The following is a 22832-nucleotide window of genomic DNA, read 5'->3' on the forward strand; positions in this document are numbered from 1 at the left end:
TCCTATCAAGTCATGCAGGCCGGCCCGGCGCGATCATTCAGATGACGCCCGGCCGCAGCCGACACTTCGAAACCAAGACAGCCAGCGGCGTCAGATAGGCGCGTGAGTCAGACCGCGACCAGGCCCACCAAGCCAATCACTGATACGCCCTCGGCTAGCGCCTCGGGCTACTCAACCAACGAAGGGTTTCGATACGCCGCCTCGCCAGCGATCGGCGGCTAACCAACCAACGACGAGGCAGCTACTCAACCGGCGACATCAGGTCGCCGTACTCCTCGATCCGGTCGAGGACCTGGGCCGGCGAGAACTGCTCGAGTCCCAAGGCATCCGAGGCACCGGCGGAGACCTCGTCCCAGGTGACCGGCGTGGCGACCTGGGGGCGCGGGGTGGCGCGCAGGGAGTAGGGGCAGACGGTGGTCTTGGAGCCGGAGTTCTGCGACCAGTCCAGGAAGACCTTGCCCGTACGCCGGGCCTTGGTCATCGTCGAGGTCACCAGCGTGGGGTGCGAGCCCTCGAGCGTCTCGGCGACCGATCGGGCGATCTCGACGGCCTCGTCGGGAGCGATGGGTGCGGCCAGCGGGGCGTACAGGTGCAGGCCCTTGGAGCCACTGGTGACCGGGAGCAGCGACAGCCCGCGCTCATCGAGGGCGGAGCGCACGAGCAGCGCGACCTCGCAGCACTGCTGCAGGCCCGCGCCCTCGCCCGGGTCGAGGTCGATGACGATCCGATCGGCCCCCAGGGGCTCGCCCGCGGCAGACACCGTCCACTGATGGACGTGCAGCTCGAGCGCAGCCAGGTTCGCGGCCCACATCAGGGCCGGCAGCGTGGAGAGGATCGGGAACCGCAGGGTCCCGTCGCCGGTGCCCGACCGCGAACCGGTGGTCGGCACGTCGACGACGCGCACCCAGGACGGCGTACCGGCGGGGGCGTTCTTCTCGAAGAACGACTCCCGGCCCACGCCGTGCGGCCAGCGGATCCGCGTCACCGGCCGGTCGGCCAGCCGCGGCAGCAGCACCGACGACACCCGCGCGTAGTAGTCGAGCACCTCGCCCTTGGTGAAGCCGGTCGAGGGATAGAGCACCTTGGCCAGGTTGGTCAGCTTCAGCTGACGGCCCTCGACCTCCACCCAGGTCTCGGTCATGTCAGGTCCTCCACGCCCAGGTCGCTGCGCACACCCTTGTACGCCGGCTGACGGAGCCGGCCGTCCGCGGTGAACCCGAGCGACTCCACGTCGACGACGACACTCGGCGAGACCCAGGTCGTCCCGGCGACATCGAGCCGCGGCAACGGCTCGGTGAACGGGCTCTCCTCCGCGGTCAGCGGCGCCAGCAGGGCGGCGAGCCGCGCACCCGCCTTCCCGGCCAGCCCCGACCCGACCCGGCCGCGGAACACCAGGCCGGCCGGGGTCGGCGTACCGACCAGGATCGCGCCCAGCCTCGTGCCCGAGTGGGCCCGTTCGGCACGCCAGCCGCCGATCACCAGCGACACCCGGTCACGGTGCGGAAACTTCAGCCAGTCGCGCGAGCGCACGCCCGGACGATACGGCGAGGAGCGCAGCTTGGAGACGATCCCCTCGAGCCCCTGCTCCTTCGTGGCGCGCAGCAGCATGTCGCCGTCGTCGTACGTCGGAGGCACCAGCCAGTGGTCGTCCCCGAGGTGGAGCGACTCGAGCAGCTCCCGCCGCTCGCTCCACGGGCGGTCGGCCAGGGAGCGGCCGTCGAGCGCGAGCAGGTCGAAGACGAACAGCTGACCGCCCTCGCGCGCACGGCCGGGTCCGGGCGCCGCCAGGTGCACGAGCTCGGCGTCGAGCGTCATCGACCGCCCGAGACCGGCCAGGCCGGCCAGCTGCGGCACGGCTATCTCGTTGGCGTTGCGGGTCCACGCCTGGACCCCGTCGGGCGACACCGCGACGACCGCGCGGATGCCGTCCCACTTCACCTCGTGGACCCACTCCGCGCCGGCGGGAACCACGTCGCCGCGGGCGGCGAGCATCGGCGGAACGAAGGGCATGACGTCCATCCTCTCGGATACCGTGGTGACATGCGTGCGATCTGGAAGGGCGCGGTCTCGTTCGGGCTGGTCAGCGTGCCCGTGAAGCTCTACTCCGCGACCGAGAGCCACGACGTCTCCTTCCGCCAGGTGCACGCCAAGGACGGCGGCCGGATCCGCTACCAGCGCATCTGCTCGGTCGACGGCGAGGAGGTGCCCTACTCCGACATCGCCAAGGGGTACGAGACCGAGGACGGCGAGATGGTCATCCTCACCGACGAGGACATGCGCGACCTCCCCCTCGTCGCCTCCCGCGAGATCGCGGTGGAGAAGTTCGTGCCGGCCGAGCAGGTCGACCCGATGATGTTCGAGAAGGCCTACTTCCTCGAGCCCGAGGCGACCGGCGCCAAGCCGTACGCCCTGCTGCGCCAGGCGCTGATGGACGCCGGCCGGGTGGCCGTCGTGACCGTCGCGCTGCGCCAGCGCACCACCATCGCGCTGCTCCGCATCCACCAGGTCCCCGACGGTGAGCCGGTGATCGTCCTGCAGACCCTGCTCTGGCCCGACGAGATCCGCGTCCCCGACTTCAAGGTCGAGATCGAGGAGGCCAAGGACGCCGAGGTGAAGATGGCGAAGATGCTGGTAAAGACGCTGTCGGGAGACTTCGACCCGAACGAGTTCGAGGACCACTACGCCGAGGCGGTCCAGGCCGTGGTCAAGGCCAAGATCGAGGGTGGCGAGATCCAGCGGACGGCCACCTCCACCAAGACCGGCGGCGAGGTCGTCGACCTGCTGGCCGCGCTGCAGCGCTCCGTCGAGTCGGCCAAGGCCGCGCGGGGCGAGGCACCGGCCGAGGAGAAGCCGAAGAAGTCCGCGGCCAAGAAGACCGCGAAGAAGCCGGCCGCCAAGAAGGCCGCCGCCAAGAAGAGCGCGCCTAAGAAGAAGGCCGGCTGACCACGAGGTCGGCGCCACGCAGCTGGAACCGGGCGCCGTGGTCGAGCTTGACGATCTGGCCCGGCTGCAGCAGCAGGGCTCGCCCGTCGGCGTACGTCACCGGCCAGGAGTAGTCCGACCTGTTCACCAGGCCCCAGCGGTCCGGGAGCCGCGGGTGCGCGCGCACCTCGGCGAGCACGGTCGGGTCGTCGATGCCGGAGGTCAGGTGGTCGGCGCGGATCGTCGTACGAGGTCCGACCGCGACCGAGCGGCGGCCGATCTCCAAGAAGTACGACGGCGCGATGACGGCGCCGTCCTTCCAGCACCGCACCTGCGGGCCGGGCGTCCAGAAGTTGGTGGTGCCGCAGGTGAGGCAGGAGACCATGCCGTCGCGGAGCCGGTCGAAGGCCTTGATCCACTGGCCCTCGGTGATCCGCGCGCCCGGCGAGGCGACGCCGTCGGTGAAGGCGTGCACGAACAGGTCGCGGATGAACTGCGGGTAGATCCCCCAGTACTGCTGGACGATCTCGGGCGGGCGGTTGTCGTCGCGCGCGGGGTCCATGCAGAAGATCGGGTTGTCGCCGAAGTGCTCGGTCAGCCAGTCGGTGTCGCGCAGGCCCGACTCGGTCGCGGCGCCTTCGAGCGGGTGGCCGAGGAAGAGCGCGTAGAAGAGCAGGACCGCCAGCGAGTGCCGGTCGGTCTCGGTGTTGGGCAGCGTCTTGTAGGTCAGGTCGCGGACGACCTCGGGAGCCATGAAGTACGGCGTGCCGAGCACCCGGCTCTTGCCGTTGTCGACGCCCACGTTGTCGACGTCGCAGACCAGGACGTCGCCGTCCGTCGGCTCGAAGAAGACGTTGCCGAACGAGATGTCGCGGTAGCAGAGCCCGGCGGCGTGCAGCCGCAGGAAGCTGAAGCTGAGCTGGCGACAGATCTCGATGATCGCGCCGAACGAGACGTCCAGGGTGCGGCCCGCGCGATCGGTGTTGAGCAGGAGGTAGGACAGCTCGAGGAACTGCGAGCCGCGCAGCTCCATGACGTAGCCGAAGCCCTGCTCGCCATCGACGCGCGCGATCGCGAGCGGCCACAGGAACCGGGGGTGCGGCGACCCGAGCTCGACGAGCTGGCTCATCTCGTCGAGCTGCTGCGGCGTCGCGGACTCGGGGCGGTACCACTTCAGGGCGAGCGGGCCGGCGCCGTGGCGGTGCATCTCGTAGACGTAGCCCTGGCCGCCCTGCCCGATCAGCCCGGCGATCCAGGCCCGTCCGAGCGGTCCGAGGTCGACGGCGGTGCCCTGAGCGAGAACCATGCGTCGACCTTCCTCCCGAGACGTTTGACCGCGCCTGCCGGTGGACAGCGTATTCGGCATGACGGATCGGCTCGGCGGAGCGCTCGCACGCAAGCCCCTCCACTTCATCTTCGTCCTCGACGTCTCGGGCTCCATGGCCCGAGGCGGCCGCATCCAGGCGCTGAACAACGCGATGAGCGAGGTGCTCCCCCAGCTGCGTGACGAGGCGCGTGCCAACCCGCACGCCGAGCTGCTGGTGCGGGTCCTGGCCTTCGCCGACGAGCCGCGCTGGGTCGTCGAGAAGCCCACCCCCGTCGACGACATCACCTGGTCCCGCCTGGCGGCCGTGCCCAAGGGCTTCACCGAGCTCGGCAGCGCGTTGACCGCCCTGGCCGCCGCGCTCGACGACCTCGACGAGTCCGCGAGCGCGTTCCCGCCGGCGATCATCCTGGTCTCCGACGGTCGGCCCACGCAGAGCTCAGGTGTCACCTTCGCCGAGGGACTGGCGACGCTGCTGGCGAACAGGTGGGGCGCGAGCGCCGTACGGCTGGCCCTCGGGGTCGGCCGGGATGCCGACATGGATGCGTTGAAGCTGTTCATCGGCGACCCCGAGATCCCGCTCCTGCGCGCCGACAACCCCCAACAGCTCGTGGAGTACGTCGTCTGGGCGTCCAAGGCCGCGAGCAAGGTGGCCTCGCGGCCCGTCGTCGGGCCGGCGACCGGGATGACCAACGTGCCGCCGCACCCGATCGGCGACCCGATCTGGAGCACCCTCGGGTGACGGACGCGTCGACCTGGACGGCGCTGGCGGCCTCCGTGCTCGGCTCGGTGCACGTCCGCGACGACCTGCCGCTGCAGGACGCCCACGCGACCTGGGTCGAGGACGACCGGGCCGTGGTCGCGTTGGCCGACGGGCACGGTCACAGCGACCATCCGCGCAGCGACGTCGGCGCGACCCTCGCCGTCGAGGTCGCCGTCGGCGAGCTCCGGCGCGCGCTGCCGACGCTCGCGGCCGACCCCACCGAGGACGACGTACGCCGCCTCGCCGCCGGCGTGGTCGACGGTTGGCGAGAAGCGGTCGAGGCGCACCACGCGGCCGATCCGCTGTCCCGTTCCGAGCCGCCGTTCGTCGCCTACGGGACGACCGTCCTGGCCGCCGCCGTGTCGGGTCGGCGGCTGGTCGTCCTGCAGATCGGGGACGGCGACATCGTCGCCGTCCGCACCTCCGGAGCGGTACTGCTCCCCCTCGGCCCGCTGGCATCCGACGGCGTGCACACCGCCTCGCTGTGCCTGCCCGACCCGCTGGCCGAGCTGCGGGTCGCGGTGCTCGACGCCGACGACCTGGCCCTCGTCTACGCCTGCACCGACGGGTTCGGGACCGCTCGGGTCGAGGCCGACTGGCGCGACCAGACGGGCCGCCAGCTCCTCGAGCACGCGCGCCACCACGGCGCGTCGTGGATCGGCGAGCAGCTGCCCGGCTGGCTGGCCGAGCCGGCGTACGTCGGCGGCGACGACACCACCCTCGTCGTGCTGGTGAGGTCCTGAGCGGTCCTCAGTAGTCGCGGCGCTTGGAGGCCTTGCGCCACCACGCCTCGAGCTTGGCGAGCCCCTTGTCGTCGTCCCGGTAGGCCGCGAGCGCCAGGCAGTTGCAGCCGCGCTCGGACCAGTCCCAGTAGACGTAGGAGCGGCCGTGGCTGCGGTAGGCGTAGATCGCGCCCGGCTTGTAGAAGCTGCGCACGCCGCTGAACCGCCACCTGCCGCTGCGGCCCTTCTCCTCGGCGCTGTCGTGCTGGCGGGCGAAGACCTGGCGCTGGTCGAGCATCAGCGAGCGACGCGGGAAGCGCGTCGCGACGACACCGATCCCGCCGCCCTCGTGCTCGCAGCGGACCTCCTCGGTCGCGTCGTCGAAGTAGATCGCGTGCTGCTGGCATCCGGCCGGGTCGAGGAAGGAGTCGAGGAACCGGACCAGCATCGGGTTGACGGGGCCGGCGGGCAGGTCGGCCAGCGGACGGGTCGCCTTGAACGACGTGGTCAGCGTGTCGATCGGGACACCCGGTGTTCCGGTGAGGGTGGCGGACTGCAGCCCGGTCTCGTTGTCCCAGTAGACGACCGCGGCCTCGGCCTTGTGGTCGGCGGCCTCGGGGTCGAAGGAGTAGTACGCCGTCTGGCCGGCGTCGTGGCTGATCGAGCCGGCGACGCGGTCGAGCCGTTGGTGGCGCTGCGCCTTGAGCTCGTCGAGCGTCGCGTAGGTCCGCAGGGTGAGGGTGCCGCCGGTCGCGACGCAGCTGAGCACCTCGGTGGCGGTCTCGTCGTCGCTGCCCGTGGCGGCCTTGCAGTCCCGGGTCCCGGTCGTGATCGAGCCCGCGAGGTCGGAGTAGCGGGCGTTGATCGCGGCCGGCGTCAGCGGGTCGACCTTCGGCTTGTCGGTCTTCCGCGGCTCCTTGTGGTGCGTGAGGGCGATGCCACCGGCCACGCCGCCTCCGGCGAGCAGGACGAGGACCACGGCGCCGGCGACGAGCCGGCCGGTCCGCGACCTCCGGGCCGGCGGGCCCGGCGGCACGGGCGGGGCCGGCGGCACGGGCGGGGTCGGCGCGGGCGGGGCGGACGGCGGAGGAGAGGTCGGCGGGGCGAAGGCGCTGGGCGCAGGGCGAGAGCGGTACCGCAGGACGACCGCCTCGGGCACCAGGCCCCGGGCGTGGGCGAGGACGGCGGTCGCCCACGACGCGGACGCCACGTCGCCACCGCGGTCGCGGGCGAGCCGGGCGCCGCACTCGTCGACCGCGCGCGCCGGGTCCGCGCCGCCCTGGATCATCCGCGCGAGCGGCAAGGTGGCGCCGAAGCGCACCGCGTCGACGAGCAGGTTGATCTCCCCGGTCGTCGCAGCCCCTTCGTCGAGGACGTCGTCGAGGACCCCACGGAAGCCGGCGGCGTCGGCGAGGATGCCGTCGCCATGGGCCGAGACGAGGTCCCGGATCGTCTGATGGAGCGCCACGCAGGAGCCACTTCCCTCTCGGTGGCCTCGCGAAACGCTTGCGGACCGCTACGACAGCAGCGCCCGCACCGCCCGCAGCGCGACCGAGACCCGGGCGATGTCGGTGGCGTCGTCGGCACAGACCTCGGCGATCAGGTCGGCGGCCCGGCGTACGTCGTCGCTGGCGAGCGCCTCCTCGTCGGCGAGCGTCGCCTCGGTCAGCGAGGCGTGGACCGCGTGGAGGTCGTCGCGCAGCGCGGCGCGCGCCATGGTCTGCCACTGGTCGTCGCGCGGGAGCACGGCGATCCGGCGGTGCAGCAGCGGCAGCCCGAGCCGCTCACCGAGCTGGAAGTGCTGGCGCGCGACGTCGTCGACCTCGGCACCGAGCCGGCCGGCGATCTCCACGACGTGGAGCAGCGCGTAGCCGACCTCGAAGCTCGCGGCCCGTGCGGCCATCTCCTCGGGCACACCGGCCTCGACCCAGGCGGCCCGCCGCTCGGCGTACGCCTCCGCCTCCTCGCCGACCAGCAGGTCGGGCAGCCGCAGCAGCGCCTCCTGGACCGGTCCGGCGAACTCGTCGACGAGGTCCTGGCTCTCGTCGTTGCGCCGCTGGGTCAGCAACCACCGCGACGCCCGCTCGACGAGGGTGCGCATCTCGACCCGGAGCCGGGTCTGCACCCCGGCGTCCAGGACGTTGTCGTACGTCGCCACCTCGCGCCGCCACGGCAGCGAGCCGTAGATCTCGCGGGCGACGAAGTTGGCGCGGACCAGGCTGGGCAGCTCGGCACCGGTCTCGGCGGCGAGCCGCGGCCAGTACGTCGTGCCGGCACCGTTGACGAGGTCGCCGACGACCGCCGTCACGATGATCTCGCGGCGCAGCGGGTGGTCGGCGATCTGCTGCGGGTAGCCCGCGCGGATCGGCTCCGGGAAGTAGCCGAGCAGGTCCTGCTCGAGGTACGGGTCCTCGGGGAGGTCGGTCTCGAGCAGCCGATCGGCCATCACCAGCTTGGTGTAGCTCATCAGCACCGCGAGCTCGGGCTGGGTGAGCGCACCGCCGGCCTCGATCCGGCGCTTGACCTCCTCGCGCGACGGCAGCGCCTCGAGCTCGCGGTCGAGCAGGCCCTCGCCCTCGAGCCAGCGCATCCACTGCTCGTGGACGTGCAGCAGGCTCCGGCCGTTGCGCGCACCGTTGGCCAGTGCGAGGTTCTGTGCGTCGTTGTCGGCGAGCACCAGCGCGGCGACCTCGTCGGTCATCGAGGCGAGCAGCTCGTTGCGCTGCTTGGCGGTGAGGTCGCCGTCGGCCACCACGCGGTCGAGCAGGATCTTCAGGTTGACCTCGTGGTCGGAGGTGTCGACCCCCGCCGAGTTGTCGATGGCGTCGGTGTTGATCCGCCCGCCCGCCTCGGCGTACTCGATCCGGCCGCGCTGGGTCAGGCCCAGGTTGCCGCCCTCCCCGACCACCCGCACGCGCAGGTCGCAGCCGTCGGCGCGAATCGCGTCGTTGGCCTTGTCGCCGACGTCGGCGTGGGTCTCGAAGGAGGCCTTGACGTAGGTGCCGATGCCGCCGTTCCAGAGCAGGTCGACCGGAGCGAGCAAGATCGCGTGGATCAGCTCCGCGGGCGTCAGCTTGTCGACGTCGTCGGCGATGCCCAGCGCCTCACGTACCTGCGGCGTGAGCGCGATCGACTTCGCGGAGCGCGAGTGGACACCGCCACCCTCGGAGATGAGGTCCTTGCCGTAGTCCTGCCACGACGAGCGCGGCAGGTCGAACATCCGTCGGCGCTCGGCGTACGACGCCGCCGCGTCGGGGCTGGGGTCGAGGAAGATGTCGCGGTGGTCGAAGGCGGCCACCAGACGGATGTGCTCGGAGCAGAGCATGCCGTTGCCGAAGACGTCACCGGACATGTCGCCGACGCCGACCACCGTGATGTCCTCGCTCTGGCAGTCGATGCCGAGCTCACGGAAGTGGCGTTGGACCGAGACCCACGCGCCCTTGGCGGTGATGCCCATCGCCTTGTGGTCGTAACCGGCCGAGCCGCCGGAGGCGAACGCGTCGCCGAGCCAGAAGTCGTACTCGGCCGCCACCTCGTTGGCGATGTCGGAGAACGTCGCGGTGCCCTTGTCGGCCGCGACGACGAGGTAGGAGTCGTCGCCGTCGTGCCGCACCACCCGCTCCGGCGGGACGGTCTCGCCGCCGACCAGGTTGTCGGTCAGGTCGAGCAGGCCCCGGATGAACGTCTGGTAGCAGGCGATGCCCTCGGCCAGCCACGCCTCGCGGTCGCTGCTGTCGGGCAGCCGCTTGGCGTAGAAGCCGCCCTTGGCGCCGACCGGCACGATCACGGTGTTCTTGACCATCTGGGCCTTGACCAGGCCGAGCACCTCGGTGCGGAAGTCGTCGCGCCGGTCGCTCCACCGCAGGCCGCCGCGGGCGACCGCGCCGAAGCGCAGGTGCACGCCCTCGACCCGCGGGGAGTAGACGAAGATCTCGAACTTCGGCCGCGGCGCCGGCAGGTCGGGGATCTGGGACGGCTCCAGCTTGAGGGCGAGCGCCCCCTCGGTGGTCGAGCCTGTCGAGACCTTGAAGTGGTTGGTCCGCAGCGTCGCGCGGACGAGAGCCAGGTAGGACCGCACGATCCGGTCGTGGTCGAGGCTCACGACCTCGTCGAGCTCGCCCTCGATCCGCTCGACCAGCCGCTGCTCGCGCTCCTCGCGGTCGCCGTCCAGGTCCGGGTCGAAGCGGGTCTCGAAGAGCCGGACGAGCAGCCGGGTCAGGCTGACGTTCGTGCTGAGCGCGGCCTCGATCGAGTCGGTGGTGAAGGGGCTGCTGCCCTGGCGGAGGTACGCCGCGTAGGCCCGCAGCACGCTCGCCTCACGCCAGTCCAAGCCGGCCCGCAGGACCAGCCCGTTGAAACCGTCGACCTCGGCGCGGCCGTCCCACATGGCGCGCAGCGCGTCGGCGAACGCGGTCCGCTGGTCGTCGGGCAGCCCCCCGGGACAGGCCAGCCCGAAGTCGTAGACGAACGTACGCCGACCCAGCCCCTCGAGCTCGTGCGGGCGCTCGTCGAGCACCTCCACCCCGAGCGAGGACAGCATCGGCAGCACGGTCGACAGCGAGATCGGGCCACCGACGCGGTGGACCTTCAGCCGCACCTCGTCCTCGGAGTCGGCGAGCTGCGGGTCGGTGGAGAGGCTGAGCGCGATGTCGTCGTCGCCGAGCTCCTCGAGCCGGCCGATGTCGATCGCGGCGGTGCGCGGGTCGAAGTCCTCCTTGTAGGACTCGGGGAACGCGTCGGCGTAGCGACGGACGAGGGTGGCCGCGGCCTGCTCGCCGTACGTCGCCTCCACGGCGTCGGCGAAGCCGTCGCGCCACGAGCGGGAGGCCTCGACCAGGGCACGCTCGAGATCGGCGGTGTCGATGTCGTCGGGCAGCAGCTGTCCCTGCGCGAGGCGGACGGTGAAGCTGACCCGTGCGGTCGCGGACTCGCTGATCGAGACCTGGAAGTCGACCGACTCCGCGTCGAAGCGGTCGGTGAGGATGCGCTGGAACCGCTCGCGCACGCCGGTGTTGTAGCGGTCGCGCGGGAGGTAGGCCAGCACCGAGACGTAGCGGCCGTAGGTGTCGCGGCGGAGCAGCACGCGGACCGTACGCCGCTCGCGCGCCTTCATCGCGGCGTCCACCATCGGCGCGAGCTCGCCGGTCGCGGCGTGGAACAGCTCCTCGCGCGGGAAGGTGGTGATGGTGTCCAGCAGCGCGACGCCGTCGTGGCTCTTGGGGTCCAGCCCGCTGCGGCGTACGACCTCGGCGACGCGGGTGCGCACGACCGGCGTCGCCAGCACCGACTCGGTGAAGGCCGAGGTCGAGAACAGGCCGAGGATCCGGCGCTCGCCGATCACCCTCCCGTCGTCACCGAACAGCTTGACGCCGACGTAGTCGAGATGTCCCGCGCGGTGCACCGTGGACCGCGCGTTGGCCTTGGCCAGCACCAGCAGCGTCGGCTCGGTCGCCTTGGCGCGCACGGCGTCGGGCATCCGCACCGCCGGGGACGGACCACCGCCCTCGGGGTCGCGCAGGATCCCCAGGCCGCTGCCCTCGACGGGCTTCAGGCAGGTGTCGTCGTCGGTGAGGAGGTACTCCCGGTAGCCGAGGAAGGTGAAGTGGTCCTCGACCAGCCAGGCCAGCAGGTCGGACGCCTCGCGCTGCTCGTCCTCGGGGACCGGGGTGTCGCCCAGCGCGTCCGCGAGCTCGCGGACCGACGCCTGCATCGCCGGGCCGTCCTCGACGGTGGCACGTACGTCGGCCAGCACGCCGGTGAGTCCGCGGGTGATCTCCGCGGCGTCGGCCGCGTCGACGCGCGCGATCTCGACGTGCATCCACGACTCGGTGGTTGAGCCTGCCTCGGTGGTCGAGCCTGTCGAGACCGGGAACGTCGGGTGCAGCAGCAGCGGCAACGGATGGCGGTGCTCGGTGAGCCAGAGCGCGACCGAGTCGACGAGGTAGGGCATGTCGTCGACGACGATCTCCACGACGCTGTGGCCGGCGGCCGACCAGCCGTGCTCGGCGACCGTGGGCGTCAGGACGCGGATCTTGGCCGTTCCCGGCGTACGGCCCTGGGCCCAGTGCCAGTGCGACGCGAAGGCGTCGTACAGGTCGACCGGCTTGCGGGCCGCGAGCTCCTCGGTCGGCGCGTGGTGGAAGTACGCCGCCAGCAGCTCGACGAGTGCCTCGACGTCGGTCGGCGGCCCTCCCCTGCCCTCGTGCGGTCGGGCGGACTGGGCTGCAGCGGTCAGGACCCGTTCGCGCTCGTCCCGGATCGCGGGAGTCGCCGACAGGTCGTTTCGCGTCGTCGTTGACACGGCTCCGACACTAGCGCCGCGACCATGCGCGTCGCCCTCGCCGCGGGTTGCCATCCGATAACGACTGGGTGCTGGCGTCCGGACCCAGCTGGGACAACCAAATCGTCAGGAGTTCGCGCTGCAATGCCCGCGCGCTTCGACCAAGGTTCCTGACACGGCCCAAAGTACGTATCCCCGCGGCTCAACGGTGGTTACCGGCGCCGTCGCGCCGTGCCGACCGGCAGCAACCCGAGGAACGCTGCGATCACGGTGTTGAACTAACACGGTCAACCGCCCCGAGGCGCCCTTTCAGATCGGATCTTGGCGACGCTGGCGAGCCAGTCGTCCCATGCTGCGGGATCGGTCGGCCTCCGTCCGCCTCGATGCCCGTGTCGCCAATAAGCGTCATCAGGTCGTCTCCTGCGCGTTGGGCGAACTCCCAGATGAAGTCGGTCATCGCGAGGAACGCTTGACGGACAGTGAGCAGATCTTCGCCGGGCGTCGACCTATCGGGGGATCACATTCAAACCTCCGTTGGCAATTTCTCCTGTCCGGCCCCGAGGATCTGGTCCACCCGGTGTGAGAATTCCGGGCTCGGCATCCGGTCGAAACCGCTGACCTGACTGGTCCAGCGCAAGTGGTGGTAGTGACTCTCACGGGCAACCACCATCCACTTCCGGATCGACTGTGTCTGGGTACATCTTGGCGTACGCAGCTGGCGTCTTGCCGCCCAATCCTCGATGGGCTCGGCGGGTGTTGTACTTCTCGGTCCACTCGTTCACGACGTGCCGGACCTCGAGCACCGAGTGGTAGACCTCGTTACCGAACAACTCGCGTGCCATCGTGCCGTTGAAGCGTTCGATGTAGCCGTTCTGCTGAGGGCTTGCCTTCGCCACGAACACGGCCCGAACTCCTCGGTCGGTGAGCCATCCGCGCAGGGAGTCGGCCACGAACTCGCGGCCGTTGTCGGCCCGGATCAGCGACGGCTTCCCCCGGCCGGCACCCGAAGTGGGGCTACCGGATGATCCATGCGCTCCTGGTTGAGGAGGGCACAAGATTTCGACGAAACCCTGCCGCCTAAGTCGGCGACCTACAAGGTGTCTTCGGCCGCGCGGCGGATCCCGAGAGCGTCGCTGACGTGATCGTCCAACCAGCGATAACTGGACAGCGCGTATTGCCCTACTAGCCCTCGGCGTGCGACCGAAACTTCGCCATGCTCGTCCACGACTTGGCCGTTCCAGTCGCGAAATCGATGGTGCTGCAAGACATGACCGTCAAGCTCTCGGCGCGTTACATTTTCGAATAGTCCTTTCGTCCACGGAATTCTATTGATGAAGAGAGGCGCGACGAGCAGCCTTTCTGGCACCAATTTTCCGAGATCCGGCTCGGAAGAAGCCGACTTGTGATCGTAAACGTAGATTAGATACGTATTAGGCATCGGGCCATAGAAATCCGCGAGAACGACTTGTCCGAAAAGAAACAGATCTCGCGCTGGCTGCAGGGCGAAAATGTCACCCGGCTCCGGCTTCTTTCTTGACGCTTTGAGAACGCGGAGGTTTGTCTGCGGTTCACTCATTTCCATCCGTTCTCTTTCAGCCACGCCTCGCCCCATTGGACGGCGTCGCCGTAGTAGTCATGCTTGATGCTGATCTCGTGACGCAGGTTCGAGATGTCCAGCCCCGAGAAGTTGGTCCACATCAAGTGAGAGAACTCTGTGTTGACCTGCTCGCTGGACATGGTCGCGACTGGTCCACGTTCGGTGGTGGTAGCAACTCTCATCAGCCCCTCTCACAGGGTGCCGTCGATAGTGAGGGCTGGGTCGCAATGTACGCCGCGTACGCGACCGGGGTTCGCATCTCCAGACCCGAGTGCGGCCGCTCGGTGTTGTAGTGCTCGACCCAGTGCCCGATCAGCACGCGAGCCTCGGTCAGCGAGTGCAGGACCTCGCGGTTGAGCAGCTCATCGCGCATCGATCCGTTGAACCACTCGATGAAGCCGTTCTGCTGCGGGCTCGCCTTGGCGACCTGGACCGGCTCCACACCCTGGTCCTTGAGCCAGGCCAGCAGGCTGGCCGCGATGAACTCCCGGCCGTTGTCCGAACGGATCACCTGCGGCCGGCCATGGACCTCGAAGAGCCGCTCCAAGGTGCGCTGCACCTCCATCGCCCCGATCGTGTAGCCGACATGGAAGCCGACACAGATCCGAGTGAACTCATCGACCACGTTCAAGACCCGCAGCGCGGTCCCGCGGGAGGTCCGCAGGCTCATGAAGTCGCAGGACCACACATGGCCCTGGCTGGTCGAGGGCAGCATCCACAACGAATGGGCGTCAGTCCCACGTGCCTTCTGACCTGACGCCTTGGACCGTGGCGGCGGCACTCTGAGCCCTTCGCGGCGCCACAACCGTTCCACCCGCTTCACGTTGACGTCCCAACCGTCGGCCACGAGCAGGGCGTGGACCCGTCGATACCCGAACCGCGGATGGCGATCGGCGTGCTTCTTCATCGCCACGACCAGCTGCTGCTCGAAGTCGGTCGACACCGGCCGGTACCGGTTCGAGGAGCGGTTCTGGCCCACGACCTTGCAGGCACGGCGCTCGGAGACCTTGAACTTGCGAACCAGATGCGCCACTGCAGCCCGGCGGCGAGCCGGGCTCACCAATTTCCCTTCTGCAAGTCCTTCAACATCGAGATGTCGAGGGCCTGCTCGGCCACGATCCGCTTCAAACGGGCGTTCTCGGCCTCAAGCGCCTTGAGTCGTTGCGCCTCGTCTTCCTTCAACGCGCCGTACTTGATGCGCCACCGGTAGAACGTCTGCTCGCTGATCCCCAGCTTCTTACAGATCGCCGGAACCGTCGCTCCCTGGGCCTGGAGCTTCTCCGCCTCCCGCAACCTCGCCACGATCTGCTCGGTCGTGAACCTCTTAGCTGCCGCCATCACACACCTCCACAAGGACTCTCAAAGTAGCGAGCGCTCTCACGAGATATGGACCAAAAAAACGGGGGGCATGACAGGGCCAAAAAACGGGGGGCATGACACGGCGATCAATCTCGCCGCGGCCGGCAGTCGGCTAACCTTTGTCGGCCCCCTCAGCAACGATCGGTGAGCACACACCGGACAACCGGATCTCACCCTGCCGCACCTCGACTGCCGCGACAGTGTTCAGCGCAAAGGCTGCGGGCGGAGAGCCTTCGCCAGGTTCGACAGCGACAAGCGCTTCCAGCGCGAGAAGGAGATCGCGCTGATCGACGGGACGAGGGTCCGTCGTCTGTTCTAGGCGGTCCCACGGCCAACCCCGGACCTCACCAATGATGAGTTCGTACCAGTGACCGCCGGGGAACGGATCAGCTTGAAAGAGGCGGACCGTGTCGTGCACGGAGACTTCACGGCCGTCGATCGTGAGGCGCACGTTCGGCATTGCGATCACCCGAGCGGAACGAACGTAACGCCGGGTATGGACTTCTCGAACATGCCGATGTTGCCCGGCGCATGAATCGAGAGCGGGAAGCCAGCCTCGGCTTCGAAGTCGCCTGCGATGCTCTTGAGCGTCCGTTGGATCCAGGGGCCGCTGCGTCCGCCAAGGGCGGTCGGGTCGATCCGCACCAGCAGGTCCAGATCAGACCCAGCCGTGGGTCCACGACCACGGAAGGTGCTGCCCGCTCGAGACCCAAAGGCATCGACGCCCTGCACGATGCTCTTGTCGCCGAGCCGTAGACCCTGCAGGCGAGCCAAGGCGCGAGACATCGGGGCCTGGGGAACACCAATGAGCCCATCGGCCATCCGGGCACCAGCGTTTGCGGCCCTAGCGGCAGCAGCGCCACCGGCATCGCTGGGTTCAAGCAGCCTACTGAGGCCGGCGAATCCTCCCCCGACTGCTCCAGAAGCCACCCCCTCGGCTCCCGGGATGGACTCGAGCCCGGCTGCGACGCATCCCTCGGCCGCAACTGCACAGCCGACAGCCGCGAATGGCGCCGCGAAGGCGATCAGTTCGTATGTGAGCCATTCGGGGTGACTCGGCGGGGGCGGGCCATGCGGGCCCATGCCAGCGACGACCCCACAGACTCCGGCGCCGTCGCAAACGATCGGAGCCGGAGCAACTGCCTCGTTCGCTGCAGATTGGGCCTTTGAGTCGAGTCCCGCGGCATTGTCGACGGTGCCGTTACCTTGGAAAGCAGGGCTGCTTATGGGGCAGTAGCCGCCATCCATCCCCCCCTGAGCGTGGCACGCCAAGCCACTGGGGTCGGTGAAGCTGATGGGGTTGTTACGTGAATAGGCGTAGGGGTTCGCAGAGAGTGGGTCGCCGGGTTCAAAGATCGGGTCAGGTGTGGTGAGTTGGCTGAGGTTGGCGTTGTAGGCGCGGTGGTCGAGGCGGATGTCGCCGTTGGGGTCGAGTGGCTTGTCGAGGTAGCCGCGGGTGCTGGGGGTGGCGGGGTTGGCGACGGATTGGGCGTCGGAGGCGATGGTGGGGTCGCCGTAGGGGTAGTAGTTGTGCTGGGTCGTTGTTGCGTGGCCGTCGGAGGTCGTGATGGACGAGAGACGCAGGCTGTTTTGCAGGTCGGCGAACCGGACGGTCCACCGCGGGTCGGCGCCGGAGGAGGCATCGACGGTCGCGACGGGAGTTCCGGCGGGGGTGGCGTAGTCGCGGACGGTTTGGATGCCGGGGTGGTTGTTCTTGATCTCGGTGCCGTCGCCGAGGTGGAGGGTGGTCTGCTTGAGGACCTCGGCCAGGGACGTGGCTTGCATGATCAGCCGGGTGCCGTCGGACCGGTAGGAGTTGCGGATGGTGGTGGCCAGGGTCTGGCTGACGGCCGGGATCGAGTCCGGGGTGGTCTTGGCCAGGTTCCCCTGGTGGTCGTAAGTCGAGATGTATGCGTCGGTGAGGTTGAGCAGGTCGACGTTGCCGGAGTTCGTGGCGCCGGTGAGGTCGGGGGTCCACTTGGTGATGCGGCCTTGGCCGTCGTAGGTCAGGTTCGCGTTCGGGGGCAGCGACCGGGGCCAGTTGGCCGTTCCGAGGACGGAGAGGATCCCGCCTCCTGAGGCGGTGAGCTTGGTGGTCTGGTGCGGGCTCCCGCCAGCGGTCCCGGCGTCGCCGACGTGATAAGTGGTGGTAGCCGGGTTCGTCAGGGCCTGAGGGATGTTCTCGGTGACCGAGCTCAACCGGTCGCCGGTGTAGGTGTAGGCCAGGTCATAGTTCGGGTTCTCGTTCGCGTTGGGGAACGAGACGTCAGCAGCGCGAGGGTTCGCACAACCGGTGCCCGGGACGCCGGTCGCGGCCCGGGTGAGCCGTTGCGCGGGGTCGTAGTCGTAGCAGAACTCTTTCGAGCGGACTGCGCCTGTGGCGGTGGGCTGCTGGGTGTGGCTGATCCGGGTCGGGTTCCCGGCCAGGTCGTAGGTGTAGCCGAGCGCGAGGCCGGTGAAGGTGGCGGCGTTGGTGGACTTCACGTCCGCGGCCATCGACGCGGCGCGGCCGGTGGCGGCTTCGTAGGTGTAGTTGCGCTGCAACCCGTCGCTCTGGTTCGGGCGCCCGGTGGGGTCGCCGTTGAACCGGCCGGTGTCCAGGGCGGTGGTCTGGCCGATGTTGTTGTAGACCTCGTCAGCGAGGTGGATGTGCCCACCGGTGGTGGTGCCGTCGCTGGTGGTCATGGACGCGACCCGGCCGCCGGTCGTGTAGACGTAGTTCACGGTCTGCGCGGGAAGGCCGGGGACGGCGGGATAGGACTGGCTGACCAGTTCGCCGGCCTGGTTGAAGACGGTGTCCCACTGGTAGGTGGTGCTGTCGCCGGTGCCGGCGACGATCCAGGACGGCACCGTCTCGCTGGTGGAGGTGGGGTTACCGCGGTTGTCGAAGGCCAGGGTCTTCGCGACGTGCTCGCCGAGGTCGGTGCCGCCGTCAGGTTTGAGGACGTTCGCGATGGGCGTGGTCTCGGAGGTCTGGCGACCGAGGCTGTTCGACACGGCCGGGTCGTCGTAGCCCCAGGTCGCGAGCGTGATCGGGGTGTCGGAGCTGTCGGCGACGTCGGTGTAGTCCAGGCGCTTGGTGGGCCGCTCGGCGGGGTCGTACTTGGTGGTGATGATCGAGGCGGGGTGGTCGATGACCGGGGCGTAGGGGCTGGAGGTGTCGATCGCGCCCGTGAGGGGGCCGTTGTGGCCGGTGGTGACCGTGGCGGGATGGCCGCCCGCGGTGTAGGAGGTTGCGGTGGCTCCGGTGTCGGGGTCGTAGGACCAGATCCGGCGACCGGCCAGGTCGTAGCCGTAGGCCCAGGTGTGATCGACCGGGTTCCCCGAGTCGTCGTCGAGGGTCTTGGTGATCCCGGTGAGCTGGCCGACACCGTCGATGGCGTAGTCGGCCGCGTCCAGGACAGCGTCGGAGGCGTCGTCGATCGTGGTGGGATCGCTGGTCTTGTGGAGCTCGACGCGGGTGGTGTTCCCGCGCACGTCGATGATGGTCTTGGTGACTCCGCCGGTGGCGGGTTCACCGAGGGTGGCGTCACCCAGATAGGTCATCCCCGTTGTGGCGACGGTCGTGCCGAGGGTCTTGGTCGAGGTGCTCAGCGTGCGGCCGGCGGCATCGAAGGTGCTGGTGGCGTAACGAACCACATCGGACAGAGCGGGGTTGAGCAACCCGGATCCAGCTGCTGAGGGATTGGGGATGGCGGGTGCGGTCACGTAGGTCAGGCCCCGGGCGTCGTAGCCGGTCAGAGCCACGATCCGGCCGCCGTCACCGTCGGGCTGGTCGGTCTGGGTCTCCACGGTCCGGCCCCAGCCGTCGAGGTAGGTGTAGGCGTCGTCGTAGATGCTGCCGCCCGCGAGCGAGCGCAGCGTGGAGGTCTTGACGCGGCTCGGGACCGGCGGGGAGGCTCCTGGCGCGGCCTGGGTGTAGGTGTAGCTGATGTTCGCGGGGTCGGCATCGGCCTGGCCGGGTTCGCGGATCTGAAGCGGCTGACCGAGCGGGTTGTAGGTGATGGTCGTGACGCCGCCGTTGGGGTCGGTGACCTTCACCGGCAGCCCTCGCCCCGTGGAGAGGTCGGTGGTCGTGGTCAGGTCGAGCCCGGCACCTGTCCCGCTGCCGTCGATGTTCTTCTCGACGGTGGTGATCTTGGTGAGCGGCTTGCCAGCGATCCCGGGGTTGTAGGACGTCGTGGTCTTCACCCCGGCCCCGTCGTTGAGGTAGGCGGGCGCGGTCGATTCGGTGACGCGGCCGTACTGGTCGTAGCTGGTGGTGGTCCGGATCGGGTTCCCGGTTCCGACCCCGGAGACGGGATCGTTCACTGCCGTGTCGACCGCGGTCACCAGCCCCTGGGTCAGGGCGCCTGAGCCAGTTTCGAGGTGGTCGTAGTAGGTGCGCTGGTCGTTGAGGAGCTTGGAGTCCGCCGGGGAACCGGTGGCCGGGCAGGAGGCCTGGTAGGTGCGGGTTCGGTTGGTGCCGCGGATCCAGGCGTTCGAGGCGAACGCCCATGAGTACTGGGTGCAGGTGTCGTCATCGCTGCTGGCCTGGGCCCCGGTGTCCTCGACCTGCAGCAGCCGGCCCGTTCCCACGCTCGCGGAGCCGGGGGTGAGGTCGTAGAGATAGTTCACGACCCGGTTGCGGGTGCTGCGCACGCTGCCGTCGGGGTTGAAGAGGGTGGTGGCGGTCTTGGTGAATGCCGGGACCGGCATCCGCGCGTTGCCACCGGTCCCGGTGGTCGGGGTGCCGTTGTCGCCATTGTCGATCGTGGTGATCTCACTGGGCTGCCACTGGTTGTAGGTCCGGCTGATCACCTGACCGGACGGGGTCTGGGTCGCCTCCTCAGCGGTCTCGCCGTTGAGCCACTGATAGTCCAGAGGTTCGTTGGTGCCGTTGTTCTCGAGGGTGGAGATTCGGGCCGTGGGCCGCGGCAACGACGGGTCGGACGCTTGAGCCGTGTTCGCGGCCGTGTTGTTCAAACCCCGATACCGCGAGATCCGTTTCCTGGACAGAACGGTGCCGGAGGCGTCTTCCTCGCGGACGATGGTCACGCCGTAGCCGCGCCAGTCGGTCCATGAGGCCCAGGTGTCGGGCTGGTTGGGGGTGTCGTCGTAACGCCACGCCGGGTCATCGGCCACGCCCCGGTCGTCGGTGTAGTCGTAGGTGATCACTCGCAGCTTGCCCAGCGCTGACGTGCCGGGGGTGCCGGACTGGTAGCCGAGGATCTTGTCGCCCAGGGTGATCTTCTTGACCACGTACTTGTGGAACCAGGTCCACTTCTGGTCCTTGGTGTCCGCGTCGTTGAGCCACGCGGCCTGGAAGCACTCCCGCGTCGAGGCATACTTCGCCAACGACGCGACATAGGTGTCGTCGCAGGCGTGGCCGGCCTGATGGCCGTACTCGACCTGCACCAGCCCACCGGTCTCGTTGCGGACCTCTCCGATCCGGAACTTGTAGTACTTACGTTCGGCACCGGGGTTGACCCGGTTCCGCAACGAGACCCCGGCGAACGTGGTGTCAGCGGTGGACAGGGTGCCGCCGTCCTTGCCGGTGTGCGTGATCGCGTTGAGCCACAGGTCCTTGGTGTCCTTACCCGGCGACTGCGCGTCAGCGGTCGTGTCGGGGTCGGGGAATGTGTAGGCCAGGTCCCACTGGTCAACCGGCGTCGCCGTCGTCCCCGTGACGGAGTTCGTGACGACCTTGGTGACCATGTAGGTCGCGAAGAACGACGGCGCGACCGAGCACGCCAACTCCGTCGTCGAGGCGCACATAAGATCTGCAGGAACATCCGGGTACGAGCTCGCCGAGGACGCCAGGAACGGGTCCGGGCACGACGCGGACGGGTTCGCGACCACCTGGGTGCACCGCCGCGTCAACGTGAAGTTCACCGTCTCCCGGGCCACGCCCGTGTCGCGGTCGATGCCGTACTCGACCTTGGACAGCTCCGCTGCACGGTCGTAGTGGGTGTTCGTCGTGTCCCAGCGGTGGTAGTAGTTGCCTTCCTTGGCGTAGGTGTACTTCGTGACGTTCCCGACCGGATCCACCACCCGATCCAGCATGAAACGCCACCCCTGCTGACACCACCGATCCGGCGCCGCGACCGAGGAGTTGAAGCACGGCTCGCCGGAGTTGTTGCCATACACCGGCACCGTCAACACGCCATTGGAAGCATCCCGACCCCACCCGAACCAGTACTGCGTCCCATCGGTGGTGGTGACCCGGAAGCCCTCGTTGTCGTTGTCGTCGTTGTCCGGGGCCGTGCTAGCCGGCGACGTCGACTTGTAGCGGGTGATCCGCCACCCCGGGTCGTCTTTGAGCCGGAACGTGTTCTGCGCGTTCTCATCCCGAACCAGCCGCGACGTGTGCCCGTTCAGGTTCAACGTCAGCTCTTCGACCAATGTGCCGCCGCTGGTGGTCTTCCAACACAGGTCGTAGTTCGACGAACCACCATCAGTCGAGCAGGAGGCATACGAGCGGGTGATCGAACCGGGGTCCATCGACCAGCCCAGACCCATCGGACCGGCCTGGCCGTTGACCGCCGAAGTCATCCCGTCCACCGCACCCGACGAGTAGGCCAACGAGAGGTCCGGCGCGGTGCCCGCGAACGGGGCCGGCATCGAGAACGGGTAGGCATACGAGAACTCGCCCGACCCAGCCCCGACCTGCCACTTCCCAGCCGCGTTGACCGGCGTCGCGCCATACCCGCCGGCCCCCGTGCCGACGGCATAGATCGTCCCACCGCCGGGCGTCGGCGTGCCCGTCGCAGAGACACCTGCAGGTACCGAACGTCCCGGACCCGCCGAAAGATCAGGTGCCGTGGCGGTATCGCCGACTCCGGCAGCAGCGACTGCGTCATCGACCACCGAGGGGTCCAATGTCGTGAACCGGACCGATTCCCCAGCCCATTCGTGACGCAGCTCGACCGGCACACTCACCGAACACGCCGGCTCGTCCGGGGTCGTCAAGAAGCACGCCGGATGCGCCACGACCTGGAGCCGCTCGGCCCAACCCGCTCCATAAAGCTGGGAGAAGTCCGCATAGGAGAACCGGACCTCAACGCCGCCCACAGAAGCAGCATCCGACTTCGCCAGATCCGCCGGATCACCCGAGGCCACCGCAGCATCCGCATCTGCCGGATCAGCAACCTGCACCACACCGACCAACGCAGCTGCAGCATCAGCGACGTCACCAGCAGTGCCGACCACCACCGACGGAGCCTCGGACGGCGCAGTCGTCGACGGCGACTCAGACGGGGAAGCGGACGCGGAAGTAGACGGCGCGTCGGTCGGGGACGCCGACGCAGATGCGCTCACGGAGGAGGTAGCGGACGGGGTCTCGGCCGACGAGGACGACTCGGAGGCAGAAGCCGAAGGCACGTCCGTGGACGGCGTCGCCTCGGAGGGCGGAGCACTCAGGTCCGATGCCACAGCGTCGGGCACGCGAACCGCGAGCGGCTGGCCAGGTACCGAGACCCACGAACCATCAGCCGCCACCGGCTCCACACCATCACTCGGCAGATCCGCCGGATCGACCGCCGGCAACGGCGACGAACCATCCGCAGGATCACGAGTCGCCACCGCACCCACCACACCGCGAGCAGCCGCCGACACCACATCCGCCGACACAACGCCCGGAGCCGCCGGTGCAGGCGGCGGCGAGACCACCGACAAACCACTCAGCACGACCGCGACCGAAGTCAGACCAACGAACCGACGTCCCACCATGAACCCTCCCGAGACCCGAGCATCCTCCCGCCGCACCGTAGGCCCTCGCAGACCATAGCGTTGCGAAAGCGACAAAGTGGGCTACGCGCGACCGCGCAGCCTGGGCTGCCAGGCCCTCCCGTCTCTAGCGCGAGGCAAAGCCTTCGGCATGATGT

The 22832-nt window shown here is 69.1% G+C and carries 15 protein-coding genes; 3 read left to right on the forward strand and 12 right to left on the reverse strand.

What is annotated here, in order from left to right; all coding sequences use genetic code 11:
- Positions 1–241: 241 nt before the first annotated feature.
- Positions 242–1141, reverse strand: a complete 900-nt coding sequence (ligD, locus tag ACYVJ3_RS12755; RefSeq protein WP_460853394.1) for a non-homologous end-joining DNA ligase — start codon at positions 1139–1141, stop codon at positions 242–244.
- Positions 1138–2010: an ATP-dependent DNA ligase gene (locus ACYVJ3_RS12760; RefSeq protein ID WP_460853395.1), complete on the reverse strand. Its 873-nt coding sequence runs from the start codon at positions 2008–2010 to the stop codon at positions 1138–1140. The genes ligD and ACYVJ3_RS12760 overlap by 4 nt, the downstream gene beginning before the upstream one ends.
- A gap of 30 nt (positions 2011–2040) precedes the next feature.
- Here ACYVJ3_RS12760 and ku point away from each other — a divergent pair, with 30 nt between their 5' ends.
- Positions 2041–2943 (forward strand): non-homologous end joining protein Ku, encoded by a 903-nt coding sequence (ku, locus tag ACYVJ3_RS12765; protein WP_460853396.1) that lies wholly within the window; start codon positions 2041–2043, stop codon positions 2941–2943.
- On the opposite strand, the gene ACYVJ3_RS12770 is transcribed toward ku, so the two are convergent.
- Complete coding sequence (locus ACYVJ3_RS12770; RefSeq protein ID WP_460853397.1) at positions 2924–4228, reverse strand: protein kinase domain-containing protein; 1305 nt, start codon at positions 4226–4228, stop codon at positions 2924–2926. The genes ku and ACYVJ3_RS12770 overlap by 20 nt on opposite strands.
- A gap of 58 nt (positions 4229–4286) precedes the next feature.
- Between ACYVJ3_RS12770 and ACYVJ3_RS12775 the strand changes: the two genes are divergently transcribed.
- Together ACYVJ3_RS12775 and ACYVJ3_RS12780 are read left to right on the forward strand one after the other, a co-directional pair.
- On the forward strand, positions 4287–4988 hold the full coding sequence (locus ACYVJ3_RS12775; RefSeq protein WP_460853398.1) for a vWA domain-containing protein: 702 nt from the start codon (positions 4287–4289) through the stop codon (positions 4986–4988).
- Positions 4985–5752: a PP2C family serine/threonine-protein phosphatase gene (locus tag ACYVJ3_RS12780; RefSeq protein ID WP_460853400.1), complete on the forward strand. Its 768-nt coding sequence runs from the start codon at positions 4985–4987 to the stop codon at positions 5750–5752. The genes ACYVJ3_RS12775 and ACYVJ3_RS12780 overlap by 4 nt, the downstream gene beginning before the upstream one ends.
- 7 nt (positions 5753–5759) lie before the next feature.
- Here ACYVJ3_RS12780 and ACYVJ3_RS12785 read toward each other — a convergent pair whose 3' ends face one another.
- The 9 genes from ACYVJ3_RS12785 to ACYVJ3_RS12825 form a co-directional block, all read right to left on the reverse strand.
- Positions 5760–7199, reverse strand: coding sequence for a hypothetical protein (locus ACYVJ3_RS12785; protein ID WP_460853401.1), 1440 nt, complete (start codon positions 7197–7199; stop codon positions 5760–5762).
- A 48-nt stretch (positions 7200–7247) separates the two neighbouring features.
- Positions 7248–12032: an NAD-glutamate dehydrogenase gene (locus tag ACYVJ3_RS12790; RefSeq protein ID WP_460853402.1), complete on the reverse strand. Its 4785-nt coding sequence runs from the start codon at positions 12030–12032 to the stop codon at positions 7248–7250.
- Between the two features lie 632 nt (positions 12033–12664).
- Entirely contained in the window at positions 12665–12913 is a 249-nt protein-coding gene (locus ACYVJ3_RS12795; RefSeq protein WP_460853403.1) for an integrase core domain-containing protein, read from the reverse strand.
- A 188-nt stretch (positions 12914–13101) separates the two neighbouring features.
- Complete coding sequence (locus ACYVJ3_RS12800) at positions 13102–13587, reverse strand: Imm26 family immunity protein (RefSeq protein WP_460853404.1); 486 nt, start codon at positions 13585–13587, stop codon at positions 13102–13104.
- A complete protein-coding gene (locus ACYVJ3_RS12805; RefSeq protein ID WP_460853406.1) occupies positions 13584–13748 on the reverse strand; it encodes a hypothetical protein in 165 nt (54 codons plus the stop codon). The genes ACYVJ3_RS12800 and ACYVJ3_RS12805 overlap by 4 nt, the downstream gene beginning before the upstream one ends.
- Before the next feature lie 41 nt (positions 13749–13789).
- On the reverse strand, positions 13790–14641 hold the full coding sequence (locus ACYVJ3_RS12810; protein ID WP_460853407.1) for an IS3 family transposase: 852 nt from the start codon (positions 14639–14641) through the stop codon (positions 13790–13792).
- Positions 14642–14664: 23 nt separating this feature from the next.
- Positions 14665–14946 carry a transposase gene (locus ACYVJ3_RS12815; protein ID WP_460853408.1) on the reverse strand — a complete coding sequence of 94 codons (282 nt, stop codon included), beginning with the start codon at positions 14944–14946 and terminating at the stop codon, positions 14665–14667.
- A 133-nt stretch (positions 14947–15079) separates the two neighbouring features.
- Positions 15080–15427 carry a hypothetical protein gene (locus ACYVJ3_RS12820; RefSeq protein ID WP_460853409.1) on the reverse strand — a complete coding sequence of 116 codons (348 nt, stop codon included), beginning with the start codon at positions 15425–15427 and terminating at the stop codon, positions 15080–15082.
- A 5-nt stretch (positions 15428–15432) separates the two neighbouring features.
- The gene (locus ACYVJ3_RS12825) at positions 15433–22713 is read right to left on the reverse strand and encodes an RHS repeat-associated core domain-containing protein (protein WP_460853410.1); all 7281 of its coding nucleotides are present in this window, start codon (positions 22711–22713) and stop codon (positions 15433–15435) included.
- Positions 22714–22832: the final 119 nt, after the last annotated feature.

Source organism: Nocardioides montaniterrae (assembly GCF_054782655.1).

Bases quoted from the DNA above. Each gene is read 5' to 3' on its own strand.
- ligD (WP_460853394.1), bottom strand. From the start codon at position 1,141: ATGACCGAGACCTGGGTGGAGGTCGAGGGCCGTCAGCTGAAGCTGACC.
- ACYVJ3_RS12760 (WP_460853395.1), bottom strand. From the start codon at position 2,010: ATGCCCTTCGTTCCGCCGATGCTCGCCGCCCGCGGCGACGTGGTTCCC.
- ku (WP_460853396.1), top strand. From the start codon at position 2,041: ATGCGTGCGATCTGGAAGGGCGCGGTCTCGTTCGGGCTGGTCAGCGTG.
- ACYVJ3_RS12770 (WP_460853397.1), bottom strand. From the start codon at position 4,228: ATGGTTCTCGCTCAGGGCACCGCCGTCGACCTCGGACCGCTCGGACGG.
- ACYVJ3_RS12775 (WP_460853398.1), top strand. From the start codon at position 4,287: ATGACGGATCGGCTCGGCGGAGCGCTCGCACGCAAGCCCCTCCACTTC.
- ACYVJ3_RS12800 (WP_460853404.1), bottom strand. From the start codon at position 13,587: ATGAGTGAACCGCAGACAAACCTCCGCGTTCTCAAAGCGTCAAGAAAG.
- ACYVJ3_RS12805 (WP_460853406.1), bottom strand. From the start codon at position 13,748: ATGTCCAGCGAGCAGGTCAACACAGAGTTCTCTCACTTGATGTGGACC.
- ACYVJ3_RS12815 (WP_460853408.1), bottom strand. From the start codon at position 14,946: ATGGCGGCAGCTAAGAGGTTCACGACCGAGCAGATCGTGGCGAGGTTG.
- ACYVJ3_RS12820 (WP_460853409.1), bottom strand. From the start codon at position 15,427: ATGCCGAACGTGCGCCTCACGATCGACGGCCGTGAAGTCTCCGTGCAC.